The following is a 12,533-nucleotide window of genomic DNA, read 5'->3' on the forward strand; positions in this document are numbered from 1 at the left end:
ATCGCGTCGACGTTAGCATGTCGCCTCAGCGGAGCACGACGTGCCCGGGCGACACCTCCACCAGCGTTGCGCCGTCGGGCTCCGCTCCCACGGGCTCGGGTCGCGCCGAGATGCGGGCGAGCCGCGCACGCGCCTGCTCCGGGTCGGCTGTGAGCGCCGCGTCGAGCAGGTGCCGCGTGTACGCGTGCTGAGGCGACGCGAACACGCCGGCGGTCGGGCCGAGCTCCACGATGCGTCCCCTGTTCATCACCGCCGTGCGCGTCGCGATCTCGCGCACCACCGACAGGTCGTGCGTGATGAACAGGTACGTCAGGTCCAGGTCGCGCTGCAGCTGCAGCAGCAGATCAGTGACCTGCGCCTGGATCGACATGTCCAGTGCCGACAGGGGCTCGTCGCAGACGATGAAGCCGGGGCGCACGGCGATGGCCCGCGCGATGACGATGCGCTGGCGCTGCCCGCCCGAGAACGCGCGCGGTCGCCGGTGGACGGCATCCCCTTCGATCCCCACCGCGGCGAGCGCCTCGAGCGCGCGCTCGCGCACGCCGTCACCGGGGGTGAGCGCGGTGAGCGGCTCGAGGACGTTCTGCAGGGCGGTGCGATGCGGGTTCAGGGAGGAGAAGGGGTCCTGGAAGATGACCTGCATCGACCGGTGGTGCGCCGCACGCTCGGCGCGCGACAGCGCCGTGAGGTCGACGCCGTCGTAGGTGACGGTGCCGGCGGTGGGCTCCTCCATCTGCAGGATGCAGCGCCCGAGCGTCGACTTGCCGCTGCCCGACTCGCCCACCAGCGCGAGCGTCTCGCCGCGGCGGATCGTCAGGTCGATGCCGTCGACCGCCTGCACGGTGCCTGTCTTGCGGCCCCAGGCATTGCGCAGCGGGAAGGTCTTCACGAGCCCGTCGACGCGCACCAGCTCATCGGTCTGCACGCTCATGCCTTCCCCTCCTCGGGTGCCTCGCGCGGCTCGGGGGCGTCGGGGGCGACCGGCGCGGCGGCGAGGAGCATCTTCGTATAGGGATGCTGCGGCTCGGCGAACACCCGGTCGACCGGGCCGGTCTCGACGATGCCGCCATCCTTCATCACGAGCACGTCGTCACAGACCGCCGCCACGACGCCCAGGTCGTGCGTCACGATGAGGACGGTGAGCGCGCGCTCGGCCTGGAGCGTCCGCAGCAGGGCGAGGATCTGCGCCTGGATCGTCGCGTCGAGCGCCGTCGTCGGCTCGTCGGCGAGCAGCAGCTCGGGCTGCGCCAGCAGCGCCATCGCGATCATGGCGCGCTGGCGCATGCCGCCCGACAGCTCGTGCGGGTAGCGCGACAGCACGCGGTCGGGGTCGGGGATGCGCACGGCGACGAGGGCGTCACGGGCCAGCGCAGTCGCCTCGCGGCGTCCGACCCGCTGGAACCGCTGGGCGACCTCGGTGAGGTGCCCGCCGATGCGCACCAGCGGATTGAACGAGGTCATCGGGTCCTGGAACACCATCGCGGCGGGCAACCGGCGGCGTGGCAGCTCAGAGGTGATGTCGGTGCCGTCGAGCACGACACGATCCCACGATCGGTCGGCGCCGGCCGGCAGCAGGTCCAGCAGCGAACGCAGCAGCATCGTCTTGCCGGAGCCGGACTCCCCCACGATGCCCACGACGCGGCCGCGCGGCACCTGGAACGACACGTCCTCGAGCACCCGCACGCGCCCGCCGGTGCGGCCCGGGAGGTCGACCGTCAGCCCCTCGACTTCGAGCAGCACATCTTCGCGCGTCGTGGCAGTCGCCATCACGCACCTCCTTCGCTGACCGACTGCCGCAGCGCGTCGCCCAGCACGTTGAACGACAGCACCGTGAGGAGGATCAGGATGCCGGGGATGAGGGCCAGGTACGGCGCCACCTGGAGGCTGCCCTGCGCGGTCTCGAGCAGGCTGCCCCACGAGGCCATCGGGGGCTGGATGCCGAGGCCGAGGAAGCTCAGCGCCGACTCGGTGAGAATGGCGTTCGAGATGCTCGCCGTGGCCGCCACGATGATCGTCGGTGCCGCGTCGGGCAGCACGTGGCGGGTGACGACGAGGGTGCGACGCACGCCGATGTAGCGGGCGTAGCCGACGTACGGCCGCTCGCGCAGCGAGAGCGTCTCGGCGCGCACGAGGCGCGCCGTCGCCATCCACGAGAACACGCCGATCACGAAGATGATCGTCCAAAGGCCGGGCTTGAGGAACACGCTCACGACGATGACGAGCACCATCCACGGGATCGACGACAGGAAGTCGACGAACCGCATCAGCAGGTCGTCGAGGCGGCCGCCGGCATAGCCGGCGACGAGGCCGACGACGACACCGATCGCCGTCGCGGCGATCATCGCGAGGACGCCGACGGTCAGCGAGATGCGTCCGCCGTACACGACACGTGAGAAGTAGTCGCGGCCGAGCTCGTCGGTGCCGAACCAGTGCTCGGCGCTCGGGGGCTGCCAGCGGGCGGCGAGGTCCGTCGAGGTCGGGTCGAGCGGTAGCAGGGGCGCCAGCAGAGAGACGCCGGCGATCACCACGAGGAAGGCGATCGCGAGGATCGCGGACACCGACCGGAACGAGCGGGTGCGGTGGATCAGCGTGCTGGCGTCGAGCGTGGACGCCACCTCGGGGACCTGGGTCATGAGCCCGCTCCGATCCGGATGCGGGGATCCACGAGGACGTACAGGATGTCGGCGATCAGGTTGCCGACGATGACCAGCACCGCCGACAGCAGCAGCACCGCGAGGATCACCGGGTAGTCGAGGCTGCGCGTCGCCGTCAGGAAGTACGGGCCGACTCCGGGCCACCCGAAGATCGACTCGGTGACGATCGCGCCGGTCACGAGGATCGGGAGGGCCAGGCCCAGTTGGGTGATGATCGGCAGCATGACGTTGCGGCTGACGTGACGCGACAGGATCTGCCCGCCGGTCGCGCCGAAGCCGCGCTGCACCAGCACGTAGTCCTGCGACAGCTGCGTGATCGTGGCCGAGCGCACATACCGCGCAAGCTCGGGGAAGAACGCGACCACCAGCACCAGGAACGGCATCACGAAGTGGGCCAGGAAGTCCAGCGGATCACCCTGCTTGCCCACCGAGTGCATGCCGATGATCGGGAACCACCGCAGGGTGTACCCGAAGACGTAGATGACCAGCAGCGCGAACCAGAACGACGGCGTCGCGATGCCGATGCCCGCCAGGCCGTCGATGACCTTGTCGACCGGCTTGCCGCGGCGCGAGCCGGCCAGCAGCCCCAGCACGACGGCGAGGATGAGAGCGACGAGGTACGCGGGAGCCACCAGGACGATCGTGTTCGGGATGCGGACGGCGAGCTCTTCGGCGATCGAATGGCGGCTGGCGAGCGAATAGCCGAGGTCGCCCTGCAGCACCCGGCCGAGCCACAGGCCATATTGCACGAGCAGCGGCTGGTCGAGCCCGTACCGCTCCCGGATCGCCGCGACCGTCTCATCCGACATCTGCGGCGTCGTGATCGAGTCCACGACGTCGTACGGCGCCGCGTGCACGAGCAGGAACACCACGAACGTCACCAGCAGCAGCATCGGGACGACCTGCAGCAGGCGGCGCAGGATGTAGACCGCCATCGTTCTCCCTTCCGGCGGACGACGAATGGATGCCGGCGGCCGTACCCCGGCCGCCGGCATCCATTCATTCGTTACTTCTCGGTGAGAAGACCGAAGTTCTCCAGAGTGTAGATCGGGACGAGCTTCGCGTCCTCGACGCCGCCGATCCGCGGGTTGACCGCGAGGATCTTCAGGTTGTCGGCGAAGGGGAAGATGACCGCGTCATCCGCGATCTGCGCCTGCAGGTCGGCGTAGATCGCCTTGCGGGCGTCGGGGTCGAGCTCTGCGGCGCCCTGGTCGAACAGCGCGTCGGTGGCCGGGTTCGAGTACGAGAAGTAGTTGGCCGAAGCGCCGGTGCGGTAGAGCGCGCTGTACGCGTCGGGGTCCTGGCCCATGATGTAGCCGCCGAGGAACGCGTCGTACTGCGAGTCTGCTCCCTTCTCGATCTCGTCGTAGACGGCCGCGGGCTCGACGCCCGCGAGCTCGACCGTGATGCCGGCCTTGCCCAGCTGCTCCTGGATCAGGGTCGCCTCGGTCTTCTGCGTCGGGTCGGCCCCGGCGTACGCCAGCGTGAACGACAGGCCCGAGACGCCCGCCTCCTTGAGGAGAGCGGCCGACTTGTCAGCATCCTGCTCGTACTTCTCGACGTCATCGGTCGCGAAGGCGTTGCTCGGCGGCAGGATCGTGTAGGCGTTCTGGTAGTAGTCCTCGCTGAGGAACGCGGCCGTGTTGATGTCGTCGCGGCTCAGAGCGAAGAAGATCGCCTGGCGCACCTTCGGGTCGGTGAGCTTCGCGGCGTTGAGGCCCAGGTAGGCCACGCGGCCCTCGGCGTACGGGTAGACGTTCAGCCCCGCACCCTCGAGCTCGGTGATCTGGTCGGGCGTCGCGAACGACGCGTCGACCTCGCCGGTCTGCAGCGCCGTCTTGGTCGAGTTGGCGTCCGCGACGATGCGCAGCGTGAGCTTCTGGATCTTCGGCTTCGGTCCGTAGTAGTTCTCGTTCGCCTCGAACGTGAGGTACTGGCCGCGCTCATAGTCCGTCAGCTTGTAGGGACCCGAGCCCACCGCGAGCGGGTCGAGCTCGGTGACCGAGAAGTCGGTGACGTCGCCGTACACGTGCTTCGGGATGATGTAGGTCTCAGTGGCGATGTTGCTGAGGGCTGCCGCGCTGACGCTCGGCAGGTGGAACACGACGGTGCGGTCGTCGGTCGCCTCGGCCGTGATCGGCTGGTCGCCGACGTAGAGCAGGTCGGCGTTGCCGTTCTCACGCTTGGCCTTGTTCGTGTAGGTGAAGACGACGTCATCGGCCGTGAGGGGCTCGCCGTCGGACCACTTCAGGCCGTCCTTGAGCGTGACGGTGACCGACAGGCCGTCGTCGGCGGGCTCGATGGACTCCGCGAGCTCGTTGACGACGGTGCCGTCGCCCTCGACGCGGGCCAGCGGCGAGTAGACGATGTTCGTGGCGGTGAGGCCCCAGCGGTCGCTGACGTTGATCGGGTTCAGCGACGACGGGTCGCTCGCGATCGCGTACGTGAACTCGCCGGTCTTCTCGGCGGAGGTCGACTCGGGGTCCGCGCCGCCCTGGGCGCAGGCGGCCAGTCCGAGGGTCGCGGCCAGCGCCAGGGCGATGGGCGCGATCACTCGCCGTCTCGTCTTCATGAGCTGCGGGGTCTTCATGGGTTTCGGGATCCTCTTCGCTGTGCATGCGCCCGAATGGACGCCGTCCTCGAGCCTAGGCGGGCGACGGCGAGCGAGGCCCCGGAGGGGCGAAGAATTGCGAAGTGTGACGCGGACCGCGCGTGCAGATCCTCCATGCGCGAGGGTGCCGGGTTCACACCCTGCGCATCCCGTCGGGGAACCCGCACCCGCGGCCGTACGCTCGGAGGATGCTCCTCACCGCCCCCGTGACCCTCGAGAACGCGTACGTGCGGCTCGAACCGCTCTCTCCCGATCACGCGGAGGATCTCGCCGCCGCGACCGTCGGCCTCGAGCACACGTGGTACACGTCCGTCCCGCGTGCCGAGGGCGTGGCCGCCGACATCGCCCAGCGTCTTGCGCTGCGCGACCAGGGAGTCATGAACCCGTTCGCCGTCCGACGGCTCGACACCGGCCGCGTGATCGGCACGACGACGTACTGCAACGTGGACCAGCCCAACCGTCACGTCGAGATCGGCTACACGTGGATCGGCGTCGAGGCGCAGCGCACGTTCGTCAACACGGCGTCCAAGCTGCTGCTCATCGGCCACGCGTTCGACGCCTGCGACGCGATCGCCGTGGAGTTCCGCACGCACTGGCACAACCGTCAGTCGCGCGCCGCGATCGCCCGCCTCGGCGCCAAGCAGGACGGCGTGCTGCGCAACAACCGCCTCGGCCCGGACGGCTCGCTGCGCGACACCGTCGTGTTCTCGATCCTGCCCCACGAGTGGCCGGCAGTGCGCCTCGGCCTGCAGGAGCGCCTGGCGCGCGGCTGACCCGACCGTCATTCCGGGTTTGGGGCGTGTTTCGTGCATTTGGGGCGCGAAATGCGCGCCCCAAATGGACGGAACGCGCCCCAAACCGCAGTGTCAAAGGATGCCGCGGACTCCGGCTCCGGCAGTGCATGGCTTCCTCCACAGGCGTCGGTTCTCCACAGATTCGTCCTCGTGTTCCCGGGGAGCTACGCAGCCGCACACACTCGACGTGTGACCCCGCTGACCCTGCACCGACGCGAGTACCTGCTGGCCGGAGGCGGATCCACCCGCCGACTCGCCACTGCTGTTCGCGCGGGCACGCTCGTCCGCGTCCGAAGCGGGGTCTACGCCGACGGGGCTGCGTGGGAAGCGGCCGCTCCGGAGGCCCGGATCGTGGCGCGATCCCGAGCGCTGGCCCTCACATCCGCACTCCCACCAGTCGTGTCGCACGAGTCGGCCGCCGCCGCGCATGGCCTCGGGCTCTTCCGCCCGGATGAGGCTCGGGTCCACATCATCGCGCCGGTCGAGCGGCCGGGCGCGGCATCCGCCGTCGTCCGCCATCGCGGCGATCTGCCAGATGACGAGGTCGTCGAGGTCGGGGGCCTTCGAGTCACCTCTCTCGCCCGGACGGTTGCAGATGTGGCTCGCACCGCAACGTTCGAGCAAGCCGTGGTGATCGCCGACGCAGCACTGCGCGCACAATTCGTGCCGGGGCCGGGCGTGTACGACGCCGATGGAGCCGAGGAGTTCCGGCAGACGGTGTTCGGAATCGTCCGGCGGTCCGCGCACGGCCAGTCGCGGGCGAAACGCGTGCTGGCCTTCGCTGACGGCCGCGCCCAGCTGCCCGGCGAGAGCGTGAGCCGCGTCCGCCTGCGCCAGCTCGGGTTCCGCTCACCGGAGCTTCAGACGCCCATACCTGGTCCGGGCATGACGATGTACTACGTCGATTTCGGGCTCGAAGACGCCCAGGCGTGGGGCGAGTTCGACGGCGCCATCAAGTACATCGGCGGCAGGATCGTCGACGGCCGCTCCGGTGCGCAGATCTTCGACGATGAGAAGCGCCGCGAGGACTGGATCCGCGGCACCACACAGCGGCCATTCGCGCGGTGGGGTTGGCCGCACATCGGCACGACCATCGACCTCGGTAACCGCCTCGCAGCGTTCGGCATCGTCGCGCCGCGTTGACGACGGGCGTTTCCCGGTTCGGGGCGCATCCCGTGGGTCCGGGGCGCACACCTCATGCCCCGAACGATCGCTTCGCGCCCCAAACCGGGACGACGGGACCAGGATGCCGCCCACCCCGGTCGACGCGCAGGCAGGGCCTCCAGCATCCACTCCTTCCCCGGTTCGGGGCGCATCCCGTGCGTTCGGGGCGCACATTGCACGCCCCAAACGCACCAAGCGCGCCCCAAACCCGCAGGACAACGGGTCAGCCGTCGATGACGGCGACCAGCTCGTCGAGGAAGGCGTTGAAGTCGGTGCCGCGGCGCACGATGCGCTGCACGCTGTCGCGCTCGCTGAACACCTCGACGAACTGCTCGAACACCGTCTGGAACGCCTCGCGGTCCGACTCCGAGAACGCCACGAGCGCCACCACCTGCACGCGGCCGTCGCCCCACGGGATCGACGGGTCGGCGATGCCGATCGCGATCGCGGTGCGGGATGCCGTCATCTCCAGCGCATGGGGCACGGCCAGGGCATCCGTGAACGCCGTGGACGACAGCCGCTCGCGCTCGATGGTGCGGTCGATGTACGCCTCGTCGATCACCCCGCGCTCACGCAGCATGGCGCCCAGGCGCCGGATCACGTCCTCCTCGCCGCCGGCACCGAAGCCCGGCCCGCGCAGGAACGCGGACGGCTCGAAGTACCGCTCCAGCTCGGCGCGCAGACGCGCGAGGCGGCGCGAGCGGCGGATGCGGCCGGCGGCCGCCTGCACGCGCTCGACGTCGGAGTCGGTCAGGAACGGCTGGATGCGCACGATCCGGTCGGCCGGGGTGAGCGGGTCGATCGTGGTGAGCACGAGATCGGTGTCGATCGACGCCCAGTCGGGATCGACGCGGGTCTCGACGCCGACGACCTCGATCGCCTGCCCGAGCGAACGGTCGACGCTCGAGCGCAGCAGCTCGTGCAGGTCGTAGTAGCCGGGGCACACGATGGTGGCCGTGAGCAGCTGGTCGGCCCGGCGGCTGCGTTCGAGGCGGCCGCCGACGTGCATCGCGATGTAGGCGATCTCGTCGTCGGGCAGCGGGATGCCGAGCCGCTGCTGCAGGCGGCTGGCGATGAACACGGCGACTTCGAAGATCATCGGGTACGTCGACTTGAGCGAGCGTGTGAGCGGGTTGCGCGACCACGCCTGCTCGCGCGCGCGGTGCATCAGGTTCTGCACGTGCAGGGCGAGGCGGGCGACGAAGTCGTCGTGCGCGATGTCGACGAGGAACTCCTCGGCCGCTGCGGTGACCACTTCGCGCACCGCCGCCTCGACAGATGGATCGAGCCCGGGAAGAGCGGATGCCGCAGCGCCGCGATCAGGGGCGACCACCCGCGTCAGCACGAGCGTGGCGAGGTGCTGCAGGTCGGTGCTGCCGAGCCGCACGCCGAGGTGGCGCTCCGACAGCTCGGCGATGATCTCGGCGACCTGGGTCTGGGTGGGCCGCTCCCCCGCGTCGACGGGCTCTGCGGCGTCGAGCGGACGGTCCTGCGCGACGCGGTCGGCGGCGATGGCGATGTGCATCACGACGTCGGCGATGCCGAACTCGTTGACGAACCAGCCGAGGTCCCCCAGGCGCGCGACGAGCTCGGTCTTGAACGGGCCGAACGCCTGCGCGCCCACCGACCTCTCGCCGAGCGTGCGACGGAGGGCCGAGAGGTCGAAGGATCCGGCATCCATCTCGTCGTGCGCGAGCTTGGACAGCAGCCTCCGCTGGGCGCCTTCGGTGCCGCGCAGCCGCGCGCGCGAGGCGGAGCGCTCGAGGGTGAGCTCGGTGCCGCCGAGCAGCCCGCGCACACGGGCGAGATCCGCGTCGAGCGTGGCGGGCGACACGTGCAGCGCGTCGGCGGTCTCGAACACGTCGATGCCGTCGGGGGCGTCCAGCAGCGCGCGCACGACGGTGTGGAGCCGGTCGCGCGGCGTCCCGGCGTCGGCCTCGACCCGCAGCGCGGCCGCCGCGTCGGCCCCCGCGCGATACCCCTGCGGCCCGGACTCGATCGCGGTGCCGCCGGGGACCCGCGCGTTGACGGCCGTGACGTACGAGCGGATGCTGCGGGGCGTCACCCCGAGGGCGTCAGCGAGAGCGGATGCCGTCATCCAGTCGCCCTCGCGCGCGAGCAGTCCGAGCACACGATCTTGGCGGGCCCGGGTCACCTGCCCAGTCAACCACGAGCCCGCGACGCCGGGCCGGTTCCGGCATCCCGCGTTTCCGCCCCCGCGGAAGAAGGACTGGTTGTCGACTCCCAGCGCTTTCACAAGAATGGCTCAGAAGGAGGCGGATCGATGAGGATCCTGGTGGTCTGCGGAGCGGGTGCCTCGAGCACCTTCGTCGCACAGCGCGTGCGTCACGCAGCCCACGCGCAGGGTCTGGACTTCGCCGCCTTCGCCGGAACCGAGGCGTCGTTGCCGATCGACCTCGATTCCGCTGACGTGGTCCTGGTGGGTCCGCATCTGGTTCACGCGCTGGAGCGCATCGAACGGGATGCCTCCTCCCGGGGCACGACGGTGGTGCTGCTGCCGCCCGACATCTTCACCGACCGGGACGGCACGCGGACGCTTGCGCTCGTCCGCGCCGCGGTCGGGAGCCCCGGGGGGCCGCTTCCGGCCGCGGGCGAGACCGCCGCCACCGATACCTGAACCACCGAACGCCCGAAGCACCGAGTCACAGAGAAGACAGAGAGGTCGCCGCACATGCCACCCGTCTCCCGCACCGTCCGGATCGGATCCGCGCACGGGCTGCACGCCCGTCCCGCGAAGCTGTTCGCCCAGGCGGCGAAGGACTCCGGCCTGCCGGTGACCATCGCCAAGGGGGCGGCGAGCCCGGTGAACGCCGCGAGCATCCTCGGTGTCATCGCGCTCGGCGTCGAGAAGGGCGACTACGTCACTCTGACGACGGAGGGCGACGGTGCCGAGGCTCTGCTCGACACCCTCACCGAGCTGCTGACCACCGACCACGACGCGGAGGCGTGAACATGACCGAGCTTCGAGGGGTGGGAATCGGCCTGGGCGTCGCCCAGGGGCCCGTCGCGCGCATGGCGGAGCCGGCTCCGGCGCCGTCCGACGCGCCGAGCACACTGACCGCGGACGAGGAGAAGGCGCGCGTCGCCGAGGCCGTCGCGGCCGTCGCCCGCGAGCTGGAGTCCCGCGGCGCGCAGGCCGGCGGCGCGGCGCAGGAGGTGCTCGAGGCGCAGGCGATGATGGCCGAGGACCCGAGCCTCGCCGACGAGGTCAACGCGCGGATCGCGCAGGGCCGCACCGGCGAGTTCGCCGTCTTCGACGCGTTCGCGTCGTTCCGCGACCAGCTCACCGCGCTCGGCGGGTACCTCGGCGAGCGCGCCGCCGACCTCGACGATGTCGCGCAGCGCGTGATCGCCCGGCTGCGGGGCGTGCCGGCGCCGGGCGTGCCCGACCCGGGGCATCCGTTCGTCCTCGTCGCGAAGGACCTCGCGCCTGCCGACACCGCGCTCCTCGACCTCGAGAAGGTGCTCGCGCTGGTGACCACCGAGGGCGGCCCGACGTCGCACACCGCGATCCTCGCGCGCGAGAAGTCCATCGTGGCCGTCGTCGGCGCGGTCGAGGCCACGGGCCTCCGCGACGGCGAGACGGTGATCGTGGATGCCGCAGCCGGCGTCGTGACCACCGACCCCACCGCCGACGAGCTCCAGCGCGCCGGCCACCGTGCCGCCGACCGGGCGGCAGCGGCATCCGCCCCCATCACCGACGGCGCGCTCGCCGACGGCACGGCGGTGCCGCTGCTCGCCAACCTCGGCAACGCCGACGGCGCCGCCGAGGCGGTCGCGCTGGGGGCCGAGGGCGTCGGACTGTTCCGCACCGAGTTCCTGTTCCTCAGCTCCAGCCAGGCGCCCACCGTCGAGCAGCAGCGCGAGGCCTACACGAAGCTCCTCGCTGCGTTCCCCGGCAAGAAGGTGGTCGTGCGCGTGCTCGACGCCGGCGCCGACAAGCCGCTGGCGTTCCTCAACGACGCCCATGAGGAGAACCCGGCGCTCGGCCTGCGCGGCATCCGCGCCCTCCGGGCGAGCGAAGACATCCTGCGCGAGCAGCTGACGGCTCTCGCCGAGGCGGATGCCGCCACCGATGCCGACCTGTGGGTCATGGCGCCCATGGTCGCCACGGTCGAAGAGACGCGGTACTTCGTCGACCTCGCCCGCGACTACGGCATCAAGACCGCCGGCGTCATGGTCGAGGTGCCCTCGTCGGCGCTGCTGGCCGACCGCGTGCTCGCGCACGCCGACTTCGCGTCGATCGGCACGAACGACCTCACCCAGTACACGATGGCCGCCGACCGGCTGCTCGGCTCGGTGGCGTCGTTCCAGGACCCGTGGCACCCCGCGGTGCTGCGGCTCATCCGCGAGGTCGGCGACGCCGGCCGCGCCAACGGCAAGCCCGTCGGCATCTGCGGCGAGGCGGCGGCCGACCCGCTCCTGGCCGTCGTGCTGGTCGGCCTGGGGGCCACCTCGCTGTCGATGGCTCCGACCGCGCTCGCCGACGTGCGAGCCACCCTGCTGCAGCACACCCTCGACCAGGCACGCACCATCGCCTCGGCCGCCCTCGCCGCGTCCGACGCGGCATCCGCTCGCGCCGCCGCCCAAGAGGCGGCACGAGGCTAGGCCCCACCGCCGCGCGGTCCACCCGCGCGGTCACCCGAGAACAAGGAGATCCCAATGACAACGGCGTCAGTTCCTGCGTCAGGAACCAGCAAGGCGCGAGTCGGAGTCCAGCGCTTCGGCACGTTCCTCTCCGGCATGATCATGCCGAACATCCCCGCGCTCATCGCGTGGGGCATCTTCACCGCGTTCTTCATCGATGTCGGCTGGACGCCCAACGCCGACCTCGCCACGATCGTCGGGCCGTTCATCCACTACCTGCTGCCGCTGATCATCGCCTACACGGGCGGCAACATCGTCTACGGGGTGCGCGGCGGCGTCGTCGCCACGATCGGCACGATGGGCGCGATCGCCGGCTCGGACCTGCTCGTCGCGAACTTCAACGCGACGCTGCCGGAGGGCGACGCGCCGCTCGGCCAGGTGCACATGTTCATCGGCGCGATGATCATGGCGCCGCTGGCGGCGTACACGATGAAGTGGCTCGACAGCCTGTGGGAAGGGAAGATCAAGGCGGGCTTCGAGATGCTCGTCAACATGTTCTCGGCCGGCATCTGGGGCTTCGTCATGGCCATCGTCGGCTTCTACCCGATCGCCTGGGTGGTCAACGGCATCATGCAGGCCCTCGGCAACGCGGTGCACTGGCTGGTCGAGACGAACCTGCTGCCTCTCACGAGCATCCTGATC

At 70.7% G+C, this 12,533-nt stretch carries 12 protein-coding genes; 6 read left to right on the forward strand and 6 right to left on the reverse strand.

Translation table 11 applies throughout. From position 1 onward, the window contains the following. Nucleotides 1-25: 25 nt before the first annotated feature. From ACTHNQ_RS00150 to ACTHNQ_RS00170, 5 genes are all read right to left on the reverse strand, one after another. Nucleotides 26-931, reverse strand: a complete 906-nt coding sequence (locus ACTHNQ_RS00150) for an ATP-binding cassette domain-containing protein (protein ID WP_440330423.1) — start codon at nt 929-931, stop codon at nt 26-28. Continuing rightward, nucleotides 928-1,767 carry an ABC transporter ATP-binding protein gene (locus ACTHNQ_RS00155; RefSeq protein WP_440330424.1) on the reverse strand — a complete coding sequence of 280 codons (840 nt, stop codon included), beginning with the start codon at nt 1,765-1,767 and terminating at the stop codon, nt 928-930. The genes ACTHNQ_RS00150 and ACTHNQ_RS00155 overlap by 4 nt, the downstream gene beginning before the upstream one ends. Then, nucleotides 1,767-2,633: an ABC transporter permease gene (locus ACTHNQ_RS00160; RefSeq protein WP_440330425.1), complete on the reverse strand. Its 867-nt coding sequence runs from the start codon at nt 2,631-2,633 to the stop codon at nt 1,767-1,769. The genes ACTHNQ_RS00155 and ACTHNQ_RS00160 overlap by 1 nt, the downstream gene beginning before the upstream one ends. Further along, the gene (locus ACTHNQ_RS00165) at nt 2,630-3,589 is read right to left on the reverse strand and encodes an ABC transporter permease (protein ID WP_440330426.1); all 960 of its coding nucleotides are present in this window, start codon (nt 3,587-3,589) and stop codon (nt 2,630-2,632) included. The genes ACTHNQ_RS00160 and ACTHNQ_RS00165 overlap by 4 nt, the downstream gene beginning before the upstream one ends. Nucleotides 3,590-3,660: 71 nt before the next feature. After that, nucleotides 3,661-5,244 (reverse strand): ABC transporter substrate-binding protein, encoded by a 1,584-nt coding sequence (locus ACTHNQ_RS00170; RefSeq protein ID WP_440330427.1) that lies wholly within the window; start codon nt 5,242-5,244, stop codon nt 3,661-3,663. A 209-nt stretch (nt 5,245-5,453) separates the two neighbouring features. Between ACTHNQ_RS00170 and ACTHNQ_RS00175 the strand changes: the two genes are divergently transcribed. Beyond that, the gene (locus tag ACTHNQ_RS00175) at nt 5,454-6,038 is read left to right on the forward strand and encodes a GNAT family N-acetyltransferase (protein WP_440330428.1); all 585 of its coding nucleotides are present in this window, start codon (nt 5,454-5,456) and stop codon (nt 6,036-6,038) included. A gap of 210 nt (nt 6,039-6,248) precedes the next feature. Continuing rightward, nucleotides 6,249-7,202: a type IV toxin-antitoxin system AbiEi family antitoxin domain-containing protein gene (locus ACTHNQ_RS00180; protein WP_440330429.1), complete on the forward strand. Its 954-nt coding sequence runs from the start codon at nt 6,249-6,251 to the stop codon at nt 7,200-7,202. 244 nt (nt 7,203-7,446) lie between these two features. Here ACTHNQ_RS00180 and ACTHNQ_RS00185 read toward each other — a convergent pair whose 3' ends face one another. Beyond that, on the reverse strand, nt 7,447-9,321 hold the full coding sequence (locus ACTHNQ_RS00185) for a BglG family transcription antiterminator (RefSeq protein ID WP_440330435.1): 1,875 nt from the start codon (nt 9,319-9,321) through the stop codon (nt 7,447-7,449). Nucleotides 9,322-9,507: 186 nt separating this feature from the next. Between ACTHNQ_RS00185 and ACTHNQ_RS00190 the strand changes: the two genes are divergently transcribed. The 4 genes from ACTHNQ_RS00190 to ACTHNQ_RS00205 all read left to right on the forward strand — a co-directional run. Next, nucleotides 9,508-9,861, forward strand: a complete 354-nt coding sequence (locus ACTHNQ_RS00190; RefSeq protein ID WP_440330430.1) for a PTS sugar transporter subunit IIB — start codon at nt 9,508-9,510, stop codon at nt 9,859-9,861. Between the two features lie 54 nt (nt 9,862-9,915). Continuing rightward, the gene (locus tag ACTHNQ_RS00195; protein ID WP_440330431.1) at nt 9,916-10,194 is read left to right on the forward strand and encodes an HPr family phosphocarrier protein; all 279 of its coding nucleotides are present in this window, start codon (nt 9,916-9,918) and stop codon (nt 10,192-10,194) included. A 2-nt stretch (nt 10,195-10,196) separates the two neighbouring features. Then, on the forward strand, nt 10,197-11,852 hold the full coding sequence (gene ptsP / locus ACTHNQ_RS00200) for a phosphoenolpyruvate--protein phosphotransferase (RefSeq protein WP_440330432.1): 1,656 nt from the start codon (nt 10,197-10,199) through the stop codon (nt 11,850-11,852). Nucleotides 11,853-11,906: 54 nt separating this feature from the next. Beyond that, the coding region (locus ACTHNQ_RS00205) for a PTS transporter subunit EIIC (protein WP_440330433.1) at nt 11,907-12,533 on the forward strand (627 nt) is incomplete at its 3' end.

Origin of the sequence: Microbacterium sp. (genome assembly GCF_051953575.1) — a bacterium.
Classification (GTDB): domain Bacteria; phylum Actinomycetota; class Actinomycetes; order Actinomycetales; family Microbacteriaceae; genus Microbacterium.

Bases quoted from the DNA above. Each gene is read 5' to 3' on its own strand.
- ACTHNQ_RS00150 (WP_440330423.1), bottom strand. From the start codon at position 931: ATGAGCGTGCAGACCGATGAGCTGGTGCGCGTCGACGGGCTCGTGAAG.
- ACTHNQ_RS00155 (WP_440330424.1), bottom strand. From the start codon at position 1,767: ATGGCGACTGCCACGACGCGCGAAGATGTGCTGCTCGAAGTCGAGGGG.
- ACTHNQ_RS00160 (WP_440330425.1), bottom strand. From the start codon at position 2,633: ATGACCCAGGTCCCCGAGGTGGCGTCCACGCTCGACGCCAGCACGCTG.
- ACTHNQ_RS00165 (WP_440330426.1), bottom strand. From the start codon at position 3,589: ATGGCGGTCTACATCCTGCGCCGCCTGCTGCAGGTCGTCCCGATGCTG.
- ACTHNQ_RS00170 (WP_440330427.1), bottom strand. From the start codon at position 5,244: ATGAAGACCCCGCAGCTCATGAAGACGAGACGGCGAGTGATCGCGCCC.
- ACTHNQ_RS00175 (WP_440330428.1), top strand. From the start codon at position 5,454: ATGCTCCTCACCGCCCCCGTGACCCTCGAGAACGCGTACGTGCGGCTC.
- ACTHNQ_RS00185 (WP_440330435.1), bottom strand. From the start codon at position 9,321: ATGACGGCATCCGCTCTCGCTGACGCCCTCGGGGTGACGCCCCGCAGC.
- ACTHNQ_RS00190 (WP_440330430.1), top strand. From the start codon at position 9,508: ATGAGGATCCTGGTGGTCTGCGGAGCGGGTGCCTCGAGCACCTTCGTC.
- ACTHNQ_RS00195 (WP_440330431.1), top strand. From the start codon at position 9,916: ATGCCACCCGTCTCCCGCACCGTCCGGATCGGATCCGCGCACGGGCTG.
- ptsP (WP_440330432.1), top strand. From the start codon at position 10,197: ATGACCGAGCTTCGAGGGGTGGGAATCGGCCTGGGCGTCGCCCAGGGG.